Source organism: Nonomuraea sp. NPDC049655, from assembly GCF_044465465.1.
Lineage (GTDB): Bacteria > Actinomycetota > Actinomycetes > Streptosporangiales > Streptosporangiaceae > Nonomuraea.
Window position 1 is genome coordinate 113,513 of record NZ_JBITLS010000015.1, and the last position, 22,316, is coordinate 135,828.

Below are 22,316 nucleotides of genomic sequence, written 5' to 3' on the forward strand. Positions count from 1 at the left end.
CCGGGCTCATCCGGTGAGGATCGAGGTGAGGGTTTCGACGACGAGGTCCTGCTCGCCGTCGGTCAGGTCGGCGAACAGCGGCAGCGACAGCTCCTCGGCGTAGTACGCCTCCGCGCGCGGGCACAGCCCACGCCGGTAGCCGAGGTCCTCGAACACCGGGTGCCAGTACGCCGGGATGTAGTTGACCTGCACGCCGATGCCCGCGGCCCGCATGCGGTCGTAGACCTCCCGGCGGCGGCCGTCGCGCACCCGGACGGGATAGAGGTGCCAGCTCGGCGTGACGTAGGCCCGCCGGCCGGGCAGCGTGAGGCCGGGCACGTCGCGCAGCAGCGTGTCGTACCGGGCGACCAGCTCGGCGCGGCGGGCGCGGAACCGTTCGAGGCGGCGCAGCTGGCTGACGCCCAGCGCGCAGAGCACGTCGGGCAGCCGGTAGTTGAGGCCGAACTCGTGCACCTCCTGGTGCCAGCCGCCGTGGCCGGGGTCGCGCTGCCCGGCCGGGTCGCGGACCAGGCCGTGGTCGCGGAACCGGGCGGCCCGTTCGAGGCGGCCGGGGTCGGCCACCGCCACCGCGCCGCCCTCGGCGGTCGTGACGGTCTTGGTGGGGAAGAACGAGAACGTCGTCAGGTCGGCCACCGACCCCACCGGCCGGTCCTTGTAGGACGCGCCGATCGAGTGGGCCGCGTCGGCCACCAGCACCGCGCCGGCCCGCTCGGCGACCGTGCGCAGCTCGTCGTAGTCGGCGGGATGGCCCGCGTAGTCGACGCCGGTGACGGCCTTCGTGCGGTGGGTGACCAGCGCGGCGACCGAGTCGGGGTCGATGTTGCCGGTGTCGGGCTGGACGTCGGCGAAGGCCACCCGCGCGCCGCGCAGCACGGCCGTGGCCGCCGTGGCGACGAACGTGAGCGGCGAGGTGATCACCTCGTCGCCCTGGCCGACGCCGGCCGCCACGTACGTGACGTGCAGCGCGGCCGTGCCGGACGTGACCGACACGCAGGGCACGCCGCCGGTCCAGCGGGCCAGCTCGTCCTCGAACAGCCGGACCGCGGGGCCCGTGGTCAGCCAGTCGCCGCGCAGCACCTCAGCCACCGCCTCGATGTCGGACTCGATGATGGACTGCCGTCCGTAGGGCAGCATCAGCCGGCCACCATGTCACGCAGGTCGCGCACGGACAACCACCGGTCGTTGGTGTCGGAACGGTAGGAGAAGCCCTCGGGCAGCAGCTCGCCGGTCTGCGGCGCCTGATAGCCCCAGGTCGCGATCGTGGGCTGGACGACGTAGCGGTCGGCCAGGCGGAGGGTGCGGCGGCCGTCGTCGGGGCCGATCATCTCCTCGTGCAGCTTCTCGCCCGGCCTGACGCCGATCTCGTAGACCGGGCTGTCGGGGGCCAGCGCCTCGGCCAGGTCGGTGATGCGCATGCTGGGGATGCGCGGCACGTAGAGCTCGCCGCCCTGCATGAGGTCGAAGGAGTCGACCACGAACCGCACGGCCTGGTCGAGGGTGATCCAGAACCGGGTCATGCGCTTGTCGGTGATCGGCAGGCTGCCGCCCTGCTCGGCCAGCCGCAGGAAGAACGGCACCACCGAGCCCCTGCTGCCCACGACGTTGCCGTAGCGGACGACGGCGAAGCGGGTCTCGTGGGCGGCGGCGTAGTGGTTGGCCGAGACGAACAGCTTGTCGGCGACCAGCTTGGTGGCGCCGTAGAGGTTGATCGGGCTGGACGCCTTGTCGGTGGACAGGGCGACGACCTTGCGCACGCCGCAGTCGATGGCCGCCTCGACCACGTTCTGGGACCCGGCGACGTTGGTGCGGACGTACTCGAACGGGTTGTACTCGGCGGTGTCGACCTGCTTGAGCGCGGCGGCGTGGACGACGTGGTCGACGCCGTGCATGGCGCGGGTGAGGCGGTCGCGGTCGCGGACGTCGCCGATGAACCAGCGCAGGCGGTCGTCGTCGCGGAAGAGCTGCTTGAGCTCGTACTGCTTGAGCTCGTCGCGGGAGAAGACCACCAGGCGGCGCACCCCGAGCGAGTCGAGCGCGTGGCGGATGAACGCCTTCCCGAACGACCCCGTGCCTCCGGTGATCAGAATGGACGATCCACTGAGAATGCTCACGCGGCCCCCTGAAAATCGCGCTGACGAACTGTGGTCGTTGGAGCAGGCCGGTAGCATAGCGCGATCGATCAACCACGTATGGTCACACGGGGGAATGTGATTTTGATGCGTATTGTCGGAATCATCCAGGCTCGGATGGGCTCCACTCGGCTGCCCGGGAAGGTGCTGCGCGACCTCGGGGGGCGGTCCGTCCTGGGCTGGGTCGTGCGCGCCGCGCGCGAGTCGCGGGCGCTCGACGACCTCGTGGTGGCCACGACTACGCAGGCCGCCGACGACGCGGTGGCGGCCGAGTGCGACCGGCTCGGCGTGGCCTGCCATCGCGGGCCCGTCGACGACGTGCTCACCCGGTTCATGCAGGCGCTGGCCGGCCGGGAGGCGGAGGCGGTGATGCGCTTCACGGCCGACTGCCCGCTGCTCGACCCCGTCGTGGTCAGGGAGGCGGCGCTGGTCTTCCGCGCGGTCCCGGGCCTCGACTACCTCAGCACGAGCCTGGCCAGGACGCTGCCGCGCGGGCTCGACGTGGAGATCGTCGGCCGGGCGGCCCTGGAGCGCGCCGCCGCCGAGGCCACCGGCTTCCACCGCACCCACGTGACCTCCTACGTCTACGCGCACCCGGGCGAGTCGCGGCTGCTCGGCCTCGCCCACCAGCCCGCGGCCGACGACCTGCGGGTCACCCTCGACACCGAGGACGACTGGCGGCTCATCGCCCGCGTGGTCGAGGAGCTGGGTGACGCCTGCGTCCCGGTGCGCACGCTGGTGAGCTGGCTGCGGGCCCGGCCCGAGGTCTGCGGGCTCAACGCCCACGTGCGCCAGAAGGAGCTGCAGGACGCATGAGCGGGCGGGTGGGCGTGCGCTGCGACGCCGCGGCGGGGAGTGGGGCCGGACATCTGGTGCGGTGCGTGGCGCTGGCCGAGGAGCTGTGCGCGCGGGGCGTCGAGGTGGTCTTCCTCGGCGCGGTCTCCGGTTCGGAATGGGCCATGGACCAGCTCAGGAGCCGTGGCCTGCCGCTGGTGGCGGCCCCCGGGCGGCCCGACCGGCTCGCCGCGCTGGCGTGCGAGCTGCGGCTCGACGCCGTGGTGCTGGACTCCTACGAGCTGCCCGAGGGCACCGGCGGGGCGCTGCGGGCGGCGGGCTTCCCGGTGCTGGCGATCGTCGACGGCGACCCGCTGGGCCAGGAGGCCGACCTCTACCTCGACCAGAACCTCGGCGCCGAGGACCAGCCCTTCCCGCTGCCGCGCGACTCCTGGCGGCTCGCCGGCACCCGGTACGCGCTGCTGCGCGACAGCGTCCGGGGGCGGCGCAGGGTGCGGCAGCCGGGGCCGGTGCCGCGGGTGTTGTGCTTCTTCGGCGGCACCGACAGCGCGGGCGTGGCCCCCGCCTGGGCGGAGGCGCTGGCCTGCACGGGCGTGCCGTTCCAGGCCACGCTGGTCAGCCCGGAGCCGTTCGAGGCGGGCGAGGGCATCACCGTCATCCCGCCCACCGACCGCCTGCCCGAGCTGATGGCGGCCGCCGACCTCGTGGTCACCGCCGCCGGGTCGGCCATCTGGGAGCTGCTGCACCTCGGCGTGCCCACGGCGCTGAGCTGGGTGGCCGACAACCAGCTCGCCGGCTACCGGGCGCTGGTGGGCCGGGGGGTGGCCGCGGGGCTGGGCCGGGCGGCCGACGCCGAGGCCGTCGGCGTGCTCGCCCGGCTGCTCGCCGACCCCGCGCTGCGGGAGGAGCACGGCAGGCGGGGCGGCGGGCTGGTCGACGGCAAGGGCAGGGAACGCGTCGCCGACGCCTTCCTCGACCTGTGGGTCAGATGAGGTCCCAGGTCAGCGGCGTGCCGAGGGGCGCGTCACGGGTGAAGCGGCGGCCGGTCACCTCGTCGATGGCGTCGGGGGGCAGGCCGCCGGCGGGGCGGATCGACCGGACGTTCTCCCTGGTCACCGCCTCGCCCGCGCGTACGTCGCGCACCACGTAGAGCGAGCGGCGGAAACGCAGGCCCTCGCGCTCGGACTCGCGCGGCCCGAGCACCGGCCGGCCCAGCGACTGCCACGCGCGCTCGCTCTCCTCCACCAGCGCCGCCAGCTCGGGCGGCTCCAGCGAGAAGGCCGCGTCGACGCCGCCGTCGGCCCGCGACAACGTCACGTGCTTCTCGATCAGGCACGCGCCCAGCGCGACCGCCGCCAGGGCGGCCCCGATGCCGGGGGTGTGGTCGGAGACGCCGACCTCGGCGCCGGTGAGCGCGGCCAGCAGCGGCAGCGAGCGCAGGTTGCTCTCGGCGGGGGAGGCGGGGTAGGAGGCGGTGCAGGACAGCACGGCGAGTTGCGTGCAGCCCGCCTCGCGGGCCGCCGCCACCGCCGCCTCGATCTCGCCCGCCGTGGCCATGCCGGTGGAGATGACCAGCGGCTTGCCGGTGGAGGCGGCCAGCCTGATCAGCGGCAGGTCGACGATCTCCGACGACGCGATCTTGTACGCCGGCGTGTCGAGCTTCTCCAGCAGCTCCACGGCCGTGGGGTCGAAGGGCGCGGAGAAGGCCAGGAGGCCGTGCTCGCGGGCCCGCTCGAAGATCGGCTCGTGCCACTCCCAGGGGGTGTGGGCGCGTTCGTACAGCCGGTAGAGGTTCTCGCCGCCCCACAGCGCGTGCCCGTCGCCCACGCGGAAGGCGGGGCCGTCGGCGTCGACGGTGATCGTGTCGGGCCGGTAGGTCTGCAGCTTCAGCGCGTGCGCGCCGCCGGCCGCCGCCGCGTCGACGATGGCGAGGGCCCGCTCCAGGCTGCCGTTGTGGTTGCCGGACATCTCGGCGATCACGAACGGCGGCCGGTCGGCCCCGATCGTCCGCCCTCCGATGGACATCATCCTTGCTCCTCCTTGGTCAGCTGGACGGCGACGACCTCGCGCGGCACCCCGTCGACCGGCATCCGGTAGGTCGCGACCTCGGCGAACCCGAAGCGCCTGTGCAGCCGCCGTACCGGCTCGTTGTCGGCCAGCACCTCGCCGCGCAGGGTCGTCAGGCCGAGCGGGCCGAACGCGTGGTCGATGGCGGCCCGCTCCAGGCCCACCCACGCCCTCAGCACCGCGCCGGACCGTTCGAGGCCGTCGAGGTCGAGGTAGAAGCCCCAGTAGGCGCTGTCGCCGCCGAGCTCCGAGTACGTCACGACCCCTGCGCCGGTTCCGTCGTGGTCGTAGATCAGCACCTGCCTGGTCGCGTCCGCGCGGACGGCGGCCCACCAGCGGGCGTGCTCGTCCTCGGAGATCTCGTGGCCGGTGAAGCTGGCGGCGCGCACTTTCGGATGGTTGCGCCAGTGGCGCATAACGGGCAGATCATCGTCCCGGACGCGTCTCAGCACCGCTCCCCCTACCATTCGTGCTCGACTCATTGCACAACGTAGCGGATTCGATGCCGGGTAAAGAGCTCATCAGGGACGGGCATCGAACGCGGAACAGGCGAGGCGGCCACGGCATGCTGCCCTCGACCGCCTTCCACGAAAGCCAAGGAGCGTCATGATCCCCCTGCTCAGTGTCGTCGTCCCGGTCCACAACGTGGAGCCGTACCTGACGGAGTGCCTGAAATCGCTGGCCGCCCAGACCATGGAGGACTTCGAGGTCATCATGGTCGACGACGGCTCGATCGACGGCAGCCGGCGGCTGGCCGACGACTTCGTGGCCCGAGATCCCCGCTTCACGCTGATCGAGCAGCAGAACCTGGGGCCGGGGCCGGCCCGGAACGAGGGCGTCAGGCGGGCCAGGGGCACCTATCTGGCCTTCGCCGACAGCGACGACGTCGTGCCGCCGCACGCGTACGAGGTGCTGATCGCCAAGCTCGGGGAGACCGGCTCCGACCTGGCGTGCGGCGCGGTCAGGCGCATGGTGGACGGCGTGCTGGAGGAGTCGATCCTGCACGAGCGCGTCTTCCGGCGGCCCGTGCTGTGCACCCACATCACCGACAAGAAGGTGCTGGTCAGGGACCGTACGGTGTGGAACAAGGTCTACCGCGCCGACTTCTGGCGGCGGCACGGCCTGCGCTTCCCCGCCGGCATCTACGAGGACGTGCCGGTCGCCATGCAGGCCCACGTCCTGGCCACCAGCGTCGACATGGTGGACGACGTCGTCTACCACTGGCGCCGGCGCGACGAGGGGGAGACCTCGATCACGCAACGCCGCTCGCAGCTGCCCAACCTGCACGAGCGCCTGACCGCCATCCGCGCCGTGCGCGCCTTCCTGGACGACGGCGCGCCGGAGCTGCTGCCCGAGTTCGACGCCCTGGTGCTGGAGAAGGACATCGTCTTCCTGTTCCAGGCGCTGGAGTCGGCGCGGGAGGCGGGCGAGGACCTGGTGCCGCTGCTGGGGCTGGCCGACGCCTGGCTGGACGAGCTGAGCCCTCGTGCGCTGGCCGGCGCGCCCTCGCTGCGCCGCCTGGAGCTGCACCTCGTCCGGCGCGGCATGATCGACGAGCTGCGCGCGGTCCGCGACTTCCGGCGCAGCCGCGTGGACGGCACCCGGGTGCGCCCCCGCGGCTTCCGCACCGTCAACTGGTACGGCGACTACCCCTACTTCCGGCGGCGACGGCGGCTCGGCATCCCCGACGACGTCTACGACGCCCGCGACGAGCTCAAGCTGATCGCCAGGGTGGACGACTGCTCCTGGACGGGCGCCGCGTACCGCCTGCGCGGCGAGGTGGCCATCCACCGGGTCGAGCGCAAGGTGGGCAAGGTCAACGTGTGGCTGAGCGACGGACGCCGCCGGGTGCCCCTGGAGGTCCGGCGCGCCGGCCGCCACGGCGTGGTGGCCGACATCGACCCCAGGGCGCTCGAAGGCGGCGGCCCGACCTGGCGGCTCCTGGTCAAGGCCGAGACCCGCGGGCTCGTGCTCAAGGGCTCGTTCCGGGACGGAGACGCGCACGGTGCGTGGCGGTTTTCCCTGCAGGGTTGGTCAAGAAGCGGCATGGACATGCCCCAGTAGTTCCAGACAGTAATCGTCAGACGGCGTTCCGTAGCCATGCTGGGATCCATGAGGACCTATTCGCTGGATGACGTCTACGAGACACGCAAGCGGAGAGACTCCTGGTGGACCGTGTATTTCGTGGATCCGGTCGCCTGCCGGGTCGCCCTTCCCGTCGCCAACCGCACCCGGATCACGCCCAACGGGCTCACGGTGTTCTCGCTGGTCCTCGGCATGGTGTCAGCGGCCTGCTTCGCGCTGGACCAGCTCGTCGCCGGCGCCCTGATGTTCTACCTGAGCTTCACCATCGACTGCGTGGACGGCAAGATAGCCCGGCTCAAGGGCACGGGGACGCCCTTCGGCCTCTGGCTGGACTACGTGGGGGACCGGGTCAGGGTCGTCCTGTGCGCCGGGGGGCTGGCGTACGGGCAGTACGTCCTGACGGACGATGTCCGGTACGTGGTGCTCGGCGCGGCGGTGGCCGTGCTCGACCTGTTCAGGTACGTCAACGCCCCGCAGATGAAGCGGGTGCGCGAGGCGGTCAGGGAGGAGCGGGGCGAGCCGGAGCTGCCCGGCGAGGACACCGTCCCGCTGGAGTGTGCGCCCGCGGACCTCGACCTGCACCTGCTCGTGGAGCGCGGTCCGCGCCCCGGCGGCCGCAGGCGGCGGCTGCCTTCCTTCTTCAGGCGCCTCAACAGGTTCCTGGCCAGGCACCGGGTGCGTTCGCACCTGATCAGCGGCATCGAGTTCCACGCGGCGGTCTTCGTGGTGGCGCCGCTCACGGGGGCGTGGGCGCTGATCCCGCTCGCCATGGCCGCCGGCGTCCTGCTCCTGGCCAACGAGATCTTCCTTGTCTACCGGATGTGGCTCTTCACGCGCAGGCACAGCGTGCCCTCCCAGGAGAGCCGAGAGCACGTTCTCGTCTAAGTTTTCGGGGGTTAGTACGAAATGTCCGACCGGCCAGTCTTCGTCATTGGATGCCCGCGGTCCGGCACCACGATGCTCCAGCTCATGCTCCACTCGCACCCGCGCATGGCGGTGCCGCCGGAGACGCGCTTCCTCGTTCCCGCTTATTACCGGCGCCGCACATGGGGCGACCTGCGGGTCCCCCAGCGGCGCAAGGCACTGGCGCAGTGGATCGCGACCGACCGCAGCACGAAGTTCCGCGAGCTCAAGATCGACAAGGACGAGTTCATCCGGCAGGCCGTGGAGGGGCCGGGCTCGCTCGGCTCGGTCATCGGCACCGCCTTCCGCATGTACGCCGACCGCTTCGACAAGGCCCGCTGGGGCGACAAGAGGCCCAGCTACGTCAAGCAGACCGACCTGCTGCTGCGCCTCTTCCCCGACGCCCAGTTCATCCACCTGATCAGGGACGGCCGCGACTGCGTGGCCTCGCTGAAGGAGATGCCCTGGTACACGCTGGACTCCTTCCACGCGATCTCCACCTGGGCCGAGGCCATCGACGCCGGCGAGCGGCTGCGGCGCACGCTGCCCGACGACACCTACTACGAGCTGCGCTACGAAGACCTCACCGACGACCCGATGACCGAGATGAAGAAGCTCTGCCACTTCCTGGAGGAGGACTTCGCGCCGTCGATGATCTCCCCCCGCGAGGCCGCCGTCCAGGCCGTCCCGCAGCACAAGGTCTGGCACAGCAACACCCACCGCGAGGTCACCCGCAGCCGGGTCGGGAGCTGGGCCAACCGCCTGGACGACTGGGAGATCGCGCTCTGCGAGCAGGTCCTCGGCGAGCGCCTCCAGGCCAACGGCTACGAGCTGACCGGCGCGCCCAGGCCGGCCAAGGAGCACCTGACGGCCTGCCAGAAGACCATGCAGAAGCGCAAGGCCAGCCGGTCGCGCAAGGCCATGCGCGACCGCTTCAACCGGCTGCGCGAGCCCAGCCCGGTCGGCGCGCTGCTCACCTCCACGCAGAAGTCGCTGGCCGGCATCCCGCAGCAGCGTCCCGAGGTGACCGTCTAGCGCTGGATGTGCGCGAACAGCCGCTCCCAGCGGTCCAGCACGTGGTCGAGGCGGAACGCCTCGGCCCGTGCCCGGGCGGCGGCCCCCAGCCGCCGCCTCTCCTGCGCCGATCCCATCAGCGCGGCCAGCTCGGCGGCGAACGCGTCCACGTCCCCCGGCGGCACCCGTACCGGGCCCGCCGAGCGCACGCCGCCCGACACGTCGAAGGCCACCGACGGAACCCCGTGGGCGCACGCCTCCAGCAGCACGACCGGCAGGCCCTCGTGCTCGCTGGTCAGCGCCACCAGCGAGGCGTTCAGGTACTCCTCCCGCATCCGGTGAGCGGGCACCAGGCCGCGGAAGACCACCCGGTCCGCGACGCCCTCCCGGGCCGCGTGCGCCCGCAGCCGCTCGCGTTCCGCGCCGTCGCCGATCAGATGCAGCTCCCAGGACGGCGGCGGCTCGGCGCGGGCGAACGCGCTGATCAGCCGGTCGAACCGCTTGACGCCCTCCAGTCGCCCCACGCCCAGCACCCGCGGCACGTCCAGCGCCGACGTCTCCCGCGGCCAGGCGCCCAGCGGGTTGGGCAGCGTCCAGGCGTTGGGCAGCAGGGCGTGCTCGGAGAAGGCCCAGGCGTCGTCGTCGCTGAGGAAGAGCGCCTGGTCGAGGTCGGGGTAGTGCTTCTTGATCGAGGCCAGGTGCCAGCAGTCGCGGGCGTGGTCGTAGGAGCCGTGGTACTGGCCGATCGAGCGGAACCCGGCGGGCAGCAGCCCTGACAGCCTGGTCACCACCGAAGGCGACGTCAGCACCGCGTACCCGGGGCGCACGCCGCGCAGCAGCTCCTTCACCCTGCGGTCGGCCAGCCGCCTGGCCAGCGGGCCCTGCTCGCCGAGCGGGCCGCCCACGACGTGCTGCCGGTAGAGCGGCCGGTCCACGTAGCGGAAGGGCGCGGCGGCGCGGTGCAGGCCGACGACGTGCACCTCGTGGCCGCGTTCGGCCAGGCCCTGGGCCAGGGTGTGGGTGACCCGCTGGACGCCGCCGAGCGTGTCGGCGTCCAGGCAGGCGAAGACGACGGTCATCGCGTGCGCCCTTCGAAGAAGTCGTCCACGATGCGGGCGGAGGCGTCGCCGTGCTCGTCGGCGCACCACAGGGCGCGGAAGGCGGCGTACTTGGCGGCGAAGGCGGCGTGCACCTCGGGCAGGTTCCGCAGCACGTCCACCAGCTCGGCCGTGGTCGTCACGCACGGGCCAGGGGCGATGGCGGGCAGGTCGTGGTAGACGCCGCGCTCGGAGAGCCGGTAGTCGTCCCAGTCGTCGATGAGGAACACCATCGGCCGGCCGGTCAGCGCGTAGTCGCACATCACGGACGAGTAGTCGGTCAGCAGCGCGTCGGAGGCCAGCATCAGGTCGTTGATCTCCGGATAGGACGCGGCCGGCCGCACGAAGTGCCTGAGCCGCTCGGGCGGGTCGTACTTCTCGACCGGATGCGTGCGCAGCACCACCACCCACTCGCCGGCCAGCTCCGCGGCCATGAGGTCCAGGTCGGCGCGTACCGAACGGCCGCTCGTCCTGTCCCGGTCGCGGTAGGTGGGCGCGTAGAGCAGGACCTTGCGCCCCGGCGGGATCTCCAGCCGGGCCCGCACGTCGCCGGCCGCCTCCGCCCGCACCAGCGCGTCGCAGCGCGGGGTGCCGCACCGGTAGACCTTGCCGTCGTAGCCGTTGGAGGGCAGGAACACCCGCGAGAACTCGGCGCTCGGCGAGACCAGCGCGTCCCACCGGGCGACGGCGGCCCGCCACTGCTCGCGCGGCCGGTCGAAGTCGCCGCGCAGGTCGGGCGCGTCGAAGCCGATCGACTTGATGCCCTGCCCGTGCCAGGTCTGCAGGTAGCGGGTGCCGGGCGGCTTGGGGTAGTCCAGCGGGAAGCCGTGGCTGTCCACCCAGATCCCGGCGCGGGCCATCGTCCACAGGTAGCGCCAGCTTCCCCGGCGGACCAGCCGCACGTCGGCGGGGAAGTTCTTGCGGCCCTTGGCGACCGACCAGACCGCCTCGATCGGCAGGCCGCGCCGCCGCACCTCCTCGTAGATGGCGCGGGGGCTGCCGTTGTAGCCCTTGCCGACGTCCGACTCGAACAGGGCGAGGTCGTCACGCCGCGGCACCACCCTGATCAGCAGCTTGTACGCGCGCAGCTTGGCACGCGGTGTGTTGAGCTTCCTGAGCAGCAGCCGTCGCGCCCGCCGCAGCGCCGAGCGGGTGCGCGAGTGCGTGCGCACGCACAGGTAGGCGGCGTAGCCCTCGGCCTTCACCGTGCAGCCGGGCAGCTCGATCGGCTCCAGGTTGGGGTCCACGATCAGCCGGTCGGTGGTGACGTGGCCGTCGGGGCGGCGCCGGAAGCCGATGCGCAGGTCGCTCCTGCCGCAGGGCGCGAAGACGACCTGGCTGACGTAGCCGCCGTCGCCCGAGGGGACCGGCCGGATCGGCACCCGTTCCCGGCCCGCCTCCAGGAAGGCGTCCCACTCGGCCGGCAGCACGCCGAACGGGTCGTAGGTGCGCACGGTCATCCGCACCCGCTCGCCGTTCGTGGCCAGGCCGGTCACCTCGTGCCGCAGCCGGGAGTCGGTGTAGGGCAGCTCGGCCAGGCGCAGCGCGGTGATGTCCAGCCCCGGCGCGGCCGTGGTTCCCCAGTACGTGCGCCCGTCCACCTGCACGGCCGCCCGCGGCGCGGCCCGGGGGCCGGTCAGCGAGCCGGCCGCCACCCGCAGGTCCTCGATCCGGTCGTCCAGGATGAGCCGGCAGCAGACCCGGTCCATCGGCTCGATCCGGTCGAACACCGCGCCGGGGATCTCCTCCAGGTACGGCCGCACGACCGAGGCGAACTCCTTGACCCACACCGGGTCGCGCGCGGGCAGCGGGTTGAGGTAGACCCGCAGGTCCTGCCGCAGGAACCGGTACTGCCGGTGCGGCACCAGGTCGTGCGCGCCGTAGCCGCGCAGGATGTCGTCGCTCAGCCGGGCCGCGATCACCCGCTGCCGCACGTTGTCCATCTCGTCGATGCTCAGCGAGATCGACTCGTTCGAGCTCGCCCGGTGCCAGTGGTAGACCACCCACGGCACGATCGCGAACCGGCGGGCCAGCGCGTACAGCTCGGTGGCGAAGACGTGGTCCTCGTAGTGGATGTCCTCGGGGAAGCGCAGCACGTTGTCGCGCAGCCAGGCGACGTTGTAGAGCTTGTTGGTGCTGAAGGAGTCGAGGAAGAGCTCGGGCTCCGCGCGGATGCCCTCGACCACCCGCCGCCGGGCGAACAACGACGGATAGTACGGGCGCAGGCGTCCGTCCCGCTCGAACAGCCGGGAGATCTGCCCCGACACGAAGTCGGCGCCGGTGCGCTCGATCTCGGTGAGCAGGCTCTTGCACGCGTGCCTGGGCAGCTCGTCGTCGCTGTCGAGGAACATGGCGTACGGCGCCCTGGCCGCGTCGATGCCGTCGTTGCGCGGGGCTCCGCAGCCGCCGCTGTTGCTCTGCCTGCGCAGGTAGCGCACCCGCGGGTCCTCGGCCATGAGCCGCGCGGCCACCTCGGGCGTGCCGTCGGTGCTCGCGTCGTCGGAGATGATCACTTCCAGGTCGCGCAACGTCTGCCGCAACACCGAACGCACGGCCCTGGGCAGACGGGCCGCGTCGTTGTACGAGATCACGACGACGCTGCAGTCCGGCATGCCCATGTCCCCCCAGAAATGACCTGCGGGAATGGCACTTCCCCCTGATAGCGGGAAGTGACCGGACTTTATGTGGTTTTTGCTGAAAATCAGCGCATAAGGCGACGAACCACCCAGATGAGGATCGTGAGCGCCAGCAGGCCGCCCGCGATCGGCGCCAGCCGCCTGAGCAGCGGCTGCCCGGCGATCTCCATCAGGTCGAGCGCCTCCTCGTCGGGTGTGCGCGAGGTCCGCAGCGTGCCCGCGGGCCGCACGTCCGGCTCGGGGACGGTCACCGCGCTCAGGTGCCGCTCCTCCTCCTCCTGGGGCTGCTCCTGGGGTGCGACCGGCTCCACCATGGGCTCGGAGAGGAGCTGGGCGAGGTTGCCGGCGAACCTGTCGATCAGCTTGGCCCCGACCTCGGCCATGACCCCGCGCCCGAACTGCGCCGGCCGCCCGGTCACGTTGAACGTCGTCTCCACGGCCACCGAGGTGCCTCCCTCGGCCGGCGTCATGCGCGCCCTGACCGTGGCCGAGGCCGTGCCGGAGCCCCTGGCCTCCTTGCCCGACGCCTGGATGGTCAGCGTGTGGGAATCCTTGTCGACGTCCTCGAACCTGGCCGAGCCCCGGTAGGTGACGGTGATCGGGCCGACCTTGACCTTCATCCGGCCGGTGAACTCGTCGCCCTCGAAGATGTCGAGCGTCGCCCCGGGCAGGCACGGCGCGACCCGTTCGACGTCGAGCAGCACCGCCCACGCCTGCTCGACCGTAACCGGGACAGTGAACTCGTGCTCGAACCGCATCGCCATCGATCCGCTCCTTCCGAGGTTGGTTGCGACACTACGTCGGGGCGGGGGCGCCCGGAAGAGGCGCCCCCGCCTCACTCAGGGGGTTCCGGCGGCCGTGCGCACTGCCCGATGGGTCAGCACCCGGGCCAGGTGACGGCGGTAGTCGGGCTGGGCGTGCAGGTCGGCGGGGGGCGAGGTGCCCTCCGCCGCCTCCTCGCACGCCTGCCGCACCCGGTCGCCGAGCTCGACGCCGCGCAACGCGGTCTCGGTCGCGCGGGCGCGCACCGGGGTCGGGCCCATGTTCGTCAGCGCGACCCTGGCCTCGGCGATCGAGCCGTTGGCACGCCTGACCGCGGCCGCCACGCCGACGATCGCCCACGACTGCGCGGTCCGGTGGAACTTCTCGTAGTGGAAGCCCCAGCCCTCGCCCAGCTTCGGCACCTTCACGCCGACCAGGATCTCCCCGGCGCGCAGCGACGTCTCCAGGTAGTCGACGAAGAACTCGGCGGCCGGGATCTCCCGTTCGCCCCGCGCCGACGCGGCCACGATCACGCCGTCCAGCGCCAGCACCACGGCCGGCAGGTCACCGGCCGGGTCGGCGTGCGCCAGCGAGCCGCCGAACGTGCCCCGGTGCCTGATCGCGGGGTCGGCCACCCTGGCCGTGGCCAGCGCCACCAGCGGGGCGCCGGCGTTCACCACCGGGGACCGCATGACCTCGTCGTGCGTGGCCAGAGCGCCGATGAAGACGTGGTCGCCCCGGTCGTGCACGCCGTTCAGGCCGGGCAGCCGCCCGATGTCCACCAGCTTGGACGGATACGCCAGCCGCAACCGCAACAACGGCAGCAACGACTGCCCACCGGCCAGCGCCTTGGCGTCCTCGTCGGCGGCGAGCTCCGCGCAGGCCGCCGAGAGCGAGTCGGGACGCACGTAGTCGAACGGTGCGGGGATCATCGCCGCGCTCCTTCCAGCGCTCGCCAGACACGCTCGGGCGTGCACGGCATCCGGATGTCGCCGACGCCGTAGGGCCGCAGCGCGTCCACGATCGCGTTCACCACCGCCGGGGTGGAGGCGATCGTGCCCGCCTCGCCGACGCCCTTGACGCCCAGCGGGTTGCCCGTTGCGGGGGTCTCGGTGCGGTCCGTCGTGAACGACGGCAGGTCCGCCGCCGACGGCAGCAGGTAGTCGGCCATGGTCGCGGTCAGCAGGTTGCCCTCGGAGTCGTAGACGGCCTCCTCGAACAGCGCCTGCGCCACGCCCTGTGCGATGCCGCCGTGCACCTGGCCCTCGACGATCAGCGGGTTGACCACCTTGCCGACGTCGTCCACGGCCACGTACGAGCGGATCCTGGTCATGCCCGTCTCGGTGTCCACCTCCAGCGCGCACAGGTGCGTGCCGTGCGGGAAGGAGTAGTTGTCCGGGTCGAAGGTGGCCTCGGAGTCCAGCCGCGCCTCCACGCCGGCGGGCAGGTCGTGCGCCTGGAACGCGGCGTAGGCCAGCTCCTGGATCGTGCGGCCCGACCCGGTGCCGCGCACCTTGAACACGCCGCCGTCGAACTCCAGGTCGTCGGGCGAGCACTCCAGCATGTGGGCGGCCAGCTTCCTGGCCTTCTCCCTGACCTTCTCGCACGCCTGGAGCACGGCGATGCCGCCCACGACCAGCGAGCGCGAGCCGTAGGTGTCCATGCCCTTGTGCGCGACGGCCGTGTCGCCGTGCAGCACCCGCACGTCCTCGAACGGCACGCCCAGCGCGTCGGCCACGATCTGGCTCCACGCCGTCACGTGCCCCTGGCCGTGCGGGGACGTGCCGGTGATGACCTCGACCTTGCCGGTCGGCAACATGCGCACCGAGCCGTGCTCCCAGCCGCCCGCCCCGAACCTGGCCGCCCCGAGCAGCCTCGACGGCGCCAGCCCGCACATCTCCGTGTACGTGCTGACCCCGATCCCGAGCTGCACCGGATCGCCCCGGTCCCGCCGGTCGGCCTGCTCGGCCCGCAGCTTGTCGTAGCCGAACAGCGACAGCGCCCGCTCCGTGGCCGCCTCGTAGTTGCCCGAGTCGTAGGTCAGCCCCGAGATCGTCGTGTACGGGAACTCCTCGTGCCTGATCCAGTTGCGCCGGCGCACCTCCAGCGGGTCCAGGCCCAGCTCGGCGGCGAGCTCGTCCATCGTCCGCTCGATGCCGAACGTCGCCTCCGGACGGCCCGCGCCCCGGTAGGCGTCCGTCGGCATCTTGGTGGTGAACACGCCCCGGCAGCCGAACTCGTAGGCGTCCATCTTGTAGATCGCGTTGAACATGGACGCCCCGAGCAGCGGCACCCCCGGCGTCACCAGCATCAGGTACGCGCCCATGTCGGCCAGCAGGTCGACCTGGAGCCCCCGGATGCGCCCGTCGGCGTCGGCCGCGAGCCGGATGTGCTGGAGCTGGTCGCGGCCGTGGTGCACGGTCAGGTTGCCCTCGGAGCGGGACTCCGTCCACTTGACCGGCCGGCCCAGCCGGCGCGCCATCAGCAGGCAGAGCACCTCCTCGGCGGTGACCTGCAACTTCGAGCCGAAGCCGCCGCCCACGTCGGGGGCGATCACCCGCAGGTCGTGCTCGGGGATGCCGGTCACCACCGCGAGCATGACGCGCAGGATGTGCGGGATCTGGGTGGAGGTCCACATCGTGAACGAGTCGCCGTCGGTGTCCACCAGCACCGCCCGCGGCTCCATGGCCGTCGGGATGAGCCGCTGCTGCACGTACGTCCGGTCCACCACGACGGCGGCGCCCTCGAACGCCGCGTCGATGTCACCCGAGGTGATCTTCATGGAGAACGCCTGGTTGCCCGCCTCGTGCACCTTCGGGCTGTCCGGCGACAGCGCCTCGGTCATGTCGAGCACCGCGGGCAGCGGCTCGTAGTCGATCTCGATGGCCTCCAGCGCGTCGGCCGCCCGGTACCGGTCGGTCGCGACCACGCAGGCCACGGCCTCGCCGACGTACCGGACCTCGGAGGTGGCCATCGGCGGGTGGTCGGGGATGACGACGTCGTCGGTCACCGGCCACGCGCACGGCAGGCTGCCCTGCTCGGCGGCGAAGTCCTGGCCGCTGAACGCGGCCACCACGCCGGGCAGGCCGCGGGCCGCCGACACGTCCACCCGGGTGATCCGGGCGTGGGCCATCGGGCTGCGCAGGAACATCACGTGCAGCGTGCCGGGCCGGGAAAGGTTGTCCGTCCAGCGCGTACGCCCCGTCAGCAGCCTGGCGTCCTCCTTGCGCCGGCGCGGCCGGCCCACCTCGTGCACGCCGGCCGGCTCGTTGATCTGGCCGCTGCCGGCGATCTGCCCGGCGACGGCCTCAGGGCTCAGCTCGCTCACTGCGTCCTCACCGCCTGCCCCATCTCCTGCGCGCCGCGCTTCACGGCGCGCACGATGTTGCAGTAGCCCGTGCAGCGGCACAGGTTGCCCTCCAGCCCGTGCCTGATCGACTCCTCCGACGGCTCCGGGTCCTCCCGGACCAGGTCGATCGCGGCCATGACCATGCCGGGGGTGCAGTAGCCGCACTGCAAGGCGTGCTCTTCGTGGAAGGCCCGCTGCATCGGGTGCATCGACCCGTTCGCGCCCAGGCCCTCGACGGTGACGACGTCGCCGCCGTCGGCCTGCACGGCGAGCACGGAGCAGCTCTTCACGCTCTTGCCGTCGAGCAGCACCGTGCAGGCGCCGCAGTTGCTGGTGTCGCAGCCGACCGGGGTGCCGGTCCTGCCGAGCCGCTCACGGAGTAGATGAACGAGGAGGAGCCGCGGCTCGACGTCCTCCTCGTACTTGATCCCGTCGACGGTGACGGTGATTCGGGGCATACGTCCTCCCTCAGGAGCAGGGGGAAAGGCGGACACACCCGAAACTACGCCGGTGTTTTTCCCGGTCAAGGGTTACTTGCCGCGGACCACCCGAGCGATGATCGCCACCACCCCCGCGAAGGCCAGCCCCACCACGGTCAGCCCGACCAGGAGCAGCGCGTCCGTGAGCACGCGGGTCACCACCAGGATGCCGAGCACCACGAACAACGTGCCGCTCAGCAGGGCCATCCAGTCGGTCCGGTGCAGGCGCCGGACCCGCTCGACGTCACGCGCCACGCCGCACCTCCATGTCGCCCAGGCCGCCCCGCAGGTTCAGCACGATCGTGAACTCCTCGTCCTCGGACCTGACCTCGGGCTCCAGCACCTTGTCGAACTTGACGTCCACGCCGCCCCTGATCGACTGGTCGACCTTGATGTCGCCGACCTTGTTCATCGCGTGCACCTCGACCCTGGCCGTCGGCGGCACGATCACCGTCAGCTCGCCCACGGAGACCCGGGCGTCGAACGTCAGGCTTGTCCCCGGCAGCGCCTTCAGCTCCGTCAGGTCCAGCCGGCCGTCGCCGACGCCGACGTCGTAGACCTTGCCCGCCTCAGAGGGCTTGGTCAGGTACCAGGTGGAGTCGCCGAAGTTGCGCGGCAGGCTGCCCAGCATCAGCCCCACGCCGATCAGCAGCGCGACCGTGGTGCCCGCCGCGACGAGACCGGCGCCGCGGCCCCACCAGGCGGCGATGAGCAGGCCGGCGCCGATGGTGATGAGCACGGCGCCGCCGACGATGGTCGGGCTCACGCCCGCGGCCGACCTGGCCTGGACCGCCACGACGATCCCTCCCACTATGATCGCGAGCAAGATGGTGATGACCCCGATGAACGACTTGGGGCGCCGGGCCCGGGGGGCCGGGGCAGGGGCCGGGCGGCCGTACAGGGCGGGGTCGTAGGGCGACTGGCCGGACCGCCTGGCCGGGTCGAGCGGGCGGTAGGGGCCCTTCGGGGCGAAGGGCTCGCCGTAGCCGCTGTAGTCGATCGCGGTCCTGGGCTGCGGGCGGTAGGCGGGCGGCTCCTGCCGCGACGCCGCCTGAGCCTCGGCTTGCGGCCGCGGCTGCGGGGCCTCGACCCGCGTCTTCGGGGCCTCGGGGGCCTCAGGGGCCTCTGCGCCGGGCGTCTGTGCCTGGCGGGTCGCGTCGCGGGGGAGCTGGTGCTCCGCCGTCACGGCGCCGGCGGCCTCCATCGCCTGTGCGGCCTCGATCTTCGACATCTCGGCCCGGCCGGCCTCCGCCTGTCCCGCTTCAGGGGTTTCGGGCCGGTCCGTACGAGGTGTCTCGGCCTGCCGGCCGGCGGACATCGCCCGCAGCCGCGCGGCCACGGCCTCGGCGTGCGCGGCGGCCGTCGGCCGGGGAGCCGGGGCCGGAGCCGGGGCCGGGGACTCGGGGTGGGCCGTCACGGTGTCGCCGAGGCCGGACCAGCCGGGTTCGGCGGGACGTACCCGAGGTGCGGACGCGGGCGGCGCATAGGGCGGCGCGGGCGGCTCCGCGTCGGGGGAGCGCCGGCGACCGAGCCGCTCGGGCATCGAGCGGGCCAGGCCCAGCAGGTCGACGCCTCTGGAGTGGGCCGCGAGCAGCGAGACGGCCAGCAGCACGCCGACCACCAGCGTGCCGGTGTCGAGCCAGACGGTCGCGAGGTTGAGCGCGAGGCCGAACCCGAGCACCGCCGTGAGCAGCGCCATCACGGCCTCGGCGTCGAGGTCGCGGCGGGTCCACTGCTCGATGATCCCCGGCCCGCCGTTGGGCTCCTTCATCAGCAGGTAGGCCGCGATGTACAGGAAGATCCCGATGCCCGAACCGAGCAGGAGCACGGCGAACGCCACGCGGAACACCACGGGGTCGATGCCGGTGTGCCGCCCGAGACCGGCGCAGACGCCCATGAGGAAGCGCCCCTCGCTGCTGCGTCGCAGCTCCCGGGGCGGGGCGGCGGGTTGCCTGGGCGGAGCTTCTGTCATGGAACCATCGTGGACCGTCGGGCGGGGTGGCCGCATCCGGGAGACCCCTGACTCGACCCTGGGGGTTGTTCCCTGATGCCCGAAGTGCCCGCGACATGTGACGATGGCGATGTTATGGCAGACCAGAAGACACTTGCCGAGCCCACCGGCGATCGACCCTATCGCCGGATGCTCCGCCCCATGGAGGGCCGCCTGCTCGGCGGCGTGGCCCAGGGGCTGGCGGCGCAGCTCTCCCTCGATCCCGTCGTGATCAGGCTGATGTTCGTGCTGCTCAGCGTCGTGGACGGGGTCGGCATGGTGGCGTACGCCGTGCTGTGGATGATCACTCCGCGTGAGCCGTACGAGGGGCAGCCGCCGCAGCGCGACTGGAGCCAGCTCGCCGCGTTCAGTGCGATCGGCGTGGCGCTGGCCGCGTTCGGCTGGCTGACCGGGGCCTCGAAGGGCGGGATCGGCATGTTGCCGTTCGCCGTCGGCGGCATCGGCGCGCTCATCCTGTGGCAGCAGGCCGACCCCGAACGCCGCAAGAACTGGGTCAGCGGGGCCACCAAGAGCATCCGGACCAACCGGGTGCGCACGCTGCTCGGCGTGACGCTGGTCGTCATCGGCGCGGCCGGCTTCCTGTACGCCCAGGGCGAGCTGGCCCAGGCCAGGCCCGGTCTGCTGTTCACCGTCGTCGTGGTCGGCGGCATCGCGGTCATCGCCGCGCCCTGGCTGGCCGGCCTGTGGAAGGAGCTGCAGCTCGAACGGCGCGAGCGCATCCGCCAGGAGGAACGCGCCGAGGTGGCCGCCATGGTGCACGACTCGGTGCTGCACACGCTCACCCTCATCCAGCGCGTCTCCCACGACCCCCGCGAGGTCACCCGACTGGCCCGCTCCCAGGAACGCGAGCTGCGCAACTGGCTCTACCAGCCCGCCCAGGACGCCGACGCCACCGTGGCCGCCGCCGTACGCCGGATCGCGGCCGAGGAGGAGGACTCGCACGGCGTGCCCATCGAGGTCGTCTGCGTCGGCGACATCGACCTCGATCCGCAGGGCAAGCTGGCGGCGATGCTCAAGGCGTCCAGGCAGGCGATGGTCAACGCGGCCAAATATTCTGAGAGCCCGGCCATCTCCGTCTACGCGGAGGTGGAGGGCTTGGAGGTGACCATCTTCGTGAAGGACCGCGGCAAGGGCTTCGACCTTGAGGCGGTGCCCCTCGACAGAATGGGCATCAGGGAGTCCATCATCGGGAGAATGGAACGTCACGGCGGCACGGCCAGGGTCCGCACCGAGCCCGGCGAGGGCACGGAAGTGATGCTGACGATGAAGGTGGACAAGCAATGACACGCGTGTTGATCGTCGACGACCACCGGCTGTTCAGATCCGGCGTACGCGCGGAGCTGGGCGACTCGATCGAGGTCGTGGGCGAGGCGGAGGACGTCGAGACGGCGGTCAAGGCCATCGCCGAGCACCAGCCCGACGTGGTCCTGCTCGACGTGCACATGCCCGGCGGCGGCGGTCAGGAGGTGCTGCGCCGCGTCCTCAGCACCGGCTCGCAGGTGCGCTTCCTCGCGCTGTCGGTCTCCGACGCCGCCGAGGACGTCATCGGCGTCATCAGGGGCGGCGCGCGCGGCTACGTCACCAAGAACATCAGCGGCAAGGAGCTCACCGACGCCATCCGCCGGGTGGCCGACGGCGACGCGGTCTTCTCGCCGCGGCTGGCCGGGTTCGTCCTCGACGCCTTCGCCTCCTCCGAGGCGCCCTCGATCGATCCCGAGCTCGACTCGCTGACCCAGCGCGAGCGCGAGGTGCTGCGGCTGATCGCCCGCGGCTACGCGTACAAGGAGATCGCCAAGGAGCTGTTCATCTCGGTCAAGACCGTGGAGACGCACGTGTCGTCCGTGCTGCGCAAGCTCCAGCTCTCCAACCGGCACGAGCTGTCCCGCTGGGCCACCGCGCGCCGCCTGGTCTGACCCTGCTTTCTGGACCGTTACAAGGTCGTTACGGCGATCGGTAGACGAATCAGGCGTCTCAGTAGTCACACATGGAAGGAGAAGCACATAATCCAGGAGTAACCCCCTTGAATCGCGTCCCCCGGTTGCTTGCCATGGTCGCACTGGTCTCGGCTGCGGCCTGTTCGGCAGAAGGCGTGCCAGCCTCGCAGGCCCCGGCGGTCCGGACGACCGCCTCCGTGGGCCTCGCCGCGGCTGCCCACGTCGCGGCTCCGGCCAAGAAGGTCAAGCTCGACATCGCCGACATCACGCCCATGGCGGAGACGGCGGAGAAAGTCGGTGTCGGTTTCCCGATCATCGTCACGTTCGACCGGGATGTGAAGGACAAGGCCGCCGTGGAGGCGCTGCTGGAGGTCCAGGCCGACAAACCGGTCGAGGGCGCCTGGCGCTGGGTGTCGGCCCGCAAGGTCATCTACCGGACGAAGACGTACTGGAAGCCGCACCAGAAGGTGCTGTTCACCGCGCGCCTCAGCCAGCTGCCCGGCAACAAGGCCGAGGACGTCACCCGCCGCTTCGCCGTCGGCACCGCGAACATCTCGGTCGTCGACACCCGCAGGCACCAGATGAAGGTCTACCGGGACGGCAAGATCGCCAAGAAGATCGCGATCAGCGCCGGCCGGGGCGGCCTCATGCGCAACGGCGTGGACGTCTACCTCACCACCAGCGGCGTGCACCTCACCATGGGCAAGAAGTCCGTCGAGACGATGACGTCGTCCTGGATGGGGGTGACCGACCCCAAGGATCCGCGCTACTACAAGGAGGAGATCCCTTGGGCGGTGCGCATCTCCGACAGCGGCGAGTACGTGCACCAGAGCGCCGGCTACTACCAGTACCTCGGCCGCTCCAACCAGAGCCACGGCTGCGTGCGCGCCACCCCGCAGGGCGCCAAGTGGTTCTACGGCATCGCCCAGCGCGGTGACGTCGTCAAGATCACCGGAACCAAGCGCAAGCTCGACTGGCGCAACGGCTGGAGCTACTGGCAGCTCAACTGGACCCAGTGGAAGCAGGGCAGCGCCCTCAAGCCCTGACCCGGAAGC

General features: G+C 71.9%; 20 protein-coding genes. 8 read left to right on the forward strand and 12 right to left on the reverse strand.

Annotated elements, in window-relative coordinates; translation table 11 throughout:
• Positions 1–6: 6 nt before the first annotated feature.
• Positions 7–1,134, reverse strand: a complete 1,128-nt coding sequence (locus tag ACIBQ6_RS39625; RefSeq protein WP_397218311.1) for a DegT/DnrJ/EryC1/StrS family aminotransferase — start codon at positions 1,132–1,134, stop codon at positions 7–9.
• Positions 1,134–2,111 carry a UDP-N-acetylglucosamine 4,6-dehydratase (inverting) gene (gene pseB, locus ACIBQ6_RS39630; protein WP_397218313.1) on the reverse strand — a complete coding sequence of 326 codons (978 nt, stop codon included), beginning with the start codon at positions 2,109–2,111 and terminating at the stop codon, positions 1,134–1,136. The genes ACIBQ6_RS39625 and pseB overlap by 1 nt, the downstream gene beginning before the upstream one ends.
• Positions 2,112–2,216: 105 nt before the next feature.
• On the opposite strand from pseB, the gene ACIBQ6_RS39635 reads away from it, so the two are divergent.
• Both ACIBQ6_RS39635 and ACIBQ6_RS39640 read left to right on the forward strand, forming a co-directional pair.
• Positions 2,217–2,945 (forward strand): cytidylyltransferase domain-containing protein, encoded by a 729-nt coding sequence (locus ACIBQ6_RS39635; protein ID WP_397218315.1) that lies wholly within the window; start codon positions 2,217–2,219, stop codon positions 2,943–2,945.
• Positions 2,942–3,916, forward strand: coding sequence for a PseG/SpsG family protein (locus ACIBQ6_RS39640; protein ID WP_397218317.1), 975 nt, complete (start codon positions 2,942–2,944; stop codon positions 3,914–3,916). The genes ACIBQ6_RS39635 and ACIBQ6_RS39640 overlap by 4 nt, the downstream gene beginning before the upstream one ends.
• Here the strand turns inward: ACIBQ6_RS39640 and pseI are convergent.
• Together pseI and ACIBQ6_RS39650 are read right to left on the reverse strand one after the other, a co-directional pair.
• A complete protein-coding gene (gene pseI, locus ACIBQ6_RS39645) occupies positions 3,909–4,952 on the reverse strand; it encodes a pseudaminic acid synthase (protein WP_397218319.1) in 1,044 nt (347 codons plus the stop codon). The two genes, ACIBQ6_RS39640 and pseI, sit on opposite strands and share 8 nt — an antisense overlap.
• On the reverse strand, positions 4,949–5,473 hold the full coding sequence (locus ACIBQ6_RS39650) for a GNAT family N-acetyltransferase (RefSeq protein ID WP_397218322.1): 525 nt from the start codon (positions 5,471–5,473) through the stop codon (positions 4,949–4,951). Before ACIBQ6_RS39650 ends, pseI begins: the two co-directional genes overlap by 4 nt.
• A 124-nt stretch (positions 5,474–5,597) precedes the next feature.
• Here ACIBQ6_RS39650 and ACIBQ6_RS39655 point away from each other — a divergent pair, with 124 nt between their 5' ends.
• The 3 genes from ACIBQ6_RS39655 to ACIBQ6_RS39665 are packed head-to-tail and all read left to right on the forward strand — an operon-like array spanning position 5,598 to position 9,014.
• The gene (locus ACIBQ6_RS39655; protein ID WP_397218324.1) at positions 5,598–7,055 is read left to right on the forward strand and encodes a glycosyltransferase family 2 protein; all 1,458 of its coding nucleotides are present in this window, start codon (positions 5,598–5,600) and stop codon (positions 7,053–7,055) included.
• A gap of 48 nt (positions 7,056–7,103) precedes the next feature.
• Positions 7,104–7,961 carry a CDP-alcohol phosphatidyltransferase family protein gene (locus ACIBQ6_RS39660; RefSeq protein ID WP_397218326.1) on the forward strand — a complete coding sequence of 286 codons (858 nt, stop codon included), beginning with the start codon at positions 7,104–7,106 and terminating at the stop codon, positions 7,959–7,961.
• Between the two features lie 21 nt (positions 7,962–7,982).
• Positions 7,983–9,014 (forward strand): sulfotransferase, encoded by a 1,032-nt coding sequence (locus tag ACIBQ6_RS39665; protein ID WP_358282256.1) that lies wholly within the window; start codon positions 7,983–7,985, stop codon positions 9,012–9,014.
• Here the strand turns inward: ACIBQ6_RS39665 and ACIBQ6_RS39670 are convergent.
• The 8 genes from ACIBQ6_RS39670 to ACIBQ6_RS39705 all read right to left on the reverse strand — a co-directional run bounded on the left by ACIBQ6_RS39670 (position 9,011) and on the right by ACIBQ6_RS39705 (position 19,288).
• Entirely contained in the window at positions 9,011–10,072 is a 1,062-nt protein-coding gene (locus ACIBQ6_RS39670; protein WP_358282257.1) for a glycosyltransferase, read from the reverse strand. The two genes, ACIBQ6_RS39665 and ACIBQ6_RS39670, sit on opposite strands and share 4 nt — an antisense overlap.
• Complete coding sequence (locus ACIBQ6_RS39675) at positions 10,069–12,702, reverse strand: CDP-glycerol glycerophosphotransferase family protein (RefSeq protein ID WP_397218328.1); 2,634 nt, start codon at positions 12,700–12,702, stop codon at positions 10,069–10,071. The genes ACIBQ6_RS39670 and ACIBQ6_RS39675 overlap by 4 nt, the downstream gene beginning before the upstream one ends.
• A gap of 89 nt (positions 12,703–12,791) precedes the next feature.
• Positions 12,792–13,490, reverse strand: coding sequence for an SRPBCC family protein (locus ACIBQ6_RS39680; RefSeq protein ID WP_397218330.1), 699 nt, complete (start codon positions 13,488–13,490; stop codon positions 12,792–12,794).
• Between the two features lie 75 nt (positions 13,491–13,565).
• Positions 13,566–14,420: an FAD binding domain-containing protein gene (locus tag ACIBQ6_RS39685; RefSeq protein ID WP_397218332.1), complete on the reverse strand. Its 855-nt coding sequence runs from the start codon at positions 14,418–14,420 to the stop codon at positions 13,566–13,568.
• Positions 14,417–16,762, reverse strand: a complete 2,346-nt coding sequence (locus ACIBQ6_RS39690; RefSeq protein ID WP_397218458.1) for a xanthine dehydrogenase family protein molybdopterin-binding subunit — start codon at positions 16,760–16,762, stop codon at positions 14,417–14,419. The genes ACIBQ6_RS39685 and ACIBQ6_RS39690 overlap by 4 nt, the downstream gene beginning before the upstream one ends.
• A gap of 50 nt (positions 16,763–16,812) precedes the next feature.
• Positions 16,813–17,295, reverse strand: coding sequence for a (2Fe-2S)-binding protein (locus ACIBQ6_RS39695; RefSeq protein WP_352362730.1), 483 nt, complete (start codon positions 17,293–17,295; stop codon positions 16,813–16,815).
• A gap of 72 nt (positions 17,296–17,367) precedes the next feature.
• Positions 17,368–17,571, reverse strand: a complete 204-nt coding sequence (locus tag ACIBQ6_RS39700; RefSeq protein WP_358282264.1) for a hypothetical protein — start codon at positions 17,569–17,571, stop codon at positions 17,368–17,370.
• Positions 17,561–19,288 (reverse strand): PspC domain-containing protein, encoded by a 1,728-nt coding sequence (locus ACIBQ6_RS39705; RefSeq protein ID WP_397218334.1) that lies wholly within the window; start codon positions 19,286–19,288, stop codon positions 17,561–17,563. The genes ACIBQ6_RS39700 and ACIBQ6_RS39705 overlap by 11 nt, the downstream gene beginning before the upstream one ends.
• A gap of 114 nt (positions 19,289–19,402) precedes the next feature.
• On the opposite strand from ACIBQ6_RS39705, the gene ACIBQ6_RS39710 reads away from it, so the two are divergent.
• From ACIBQ6_RS39710 to ACIBQ6_RS39720, 3 genes are all read left to right on the forward strand, one after another.
• Entirely contained in the window at positions 19,403–20,611 is a 1,209-nt protein-coding gene (locus ACIBQ6_RS39710) for a PspC domain-containing protein (RefSeq protein WP_358282268.1), read from the forward strand.
• A complete protein-coding gene (locus ACIBQ6_RS39715) occupies positions 20,608–21,240 on the forward strand; it encodes a response regulator transcription factor (RefSeq protein ID WP_352323887.1) in 633 nt (210 codons plus the stop codon). Before ACIBQ6_RS39710 ends, ACIBQ6_RS39715 begins: the two co-directional genes overlap by 4 nt.
• A 176-nt stretch (positions 21,241–21,416) precedes the next feature.
• Positions 21,417–22,307: a L,D-transpeptidase gene (locus tag ACIBQ6_RS39720; RefSeq protein WP_358282270.1), complete on the forward strand. Its 891-nt coding sequence runs from the start codon at positions 21,417–21,419 to the stop codon at positions 22,305–22,307.
• Positions 22,308–22,316 lie beyond the last annotated feature (9 nt).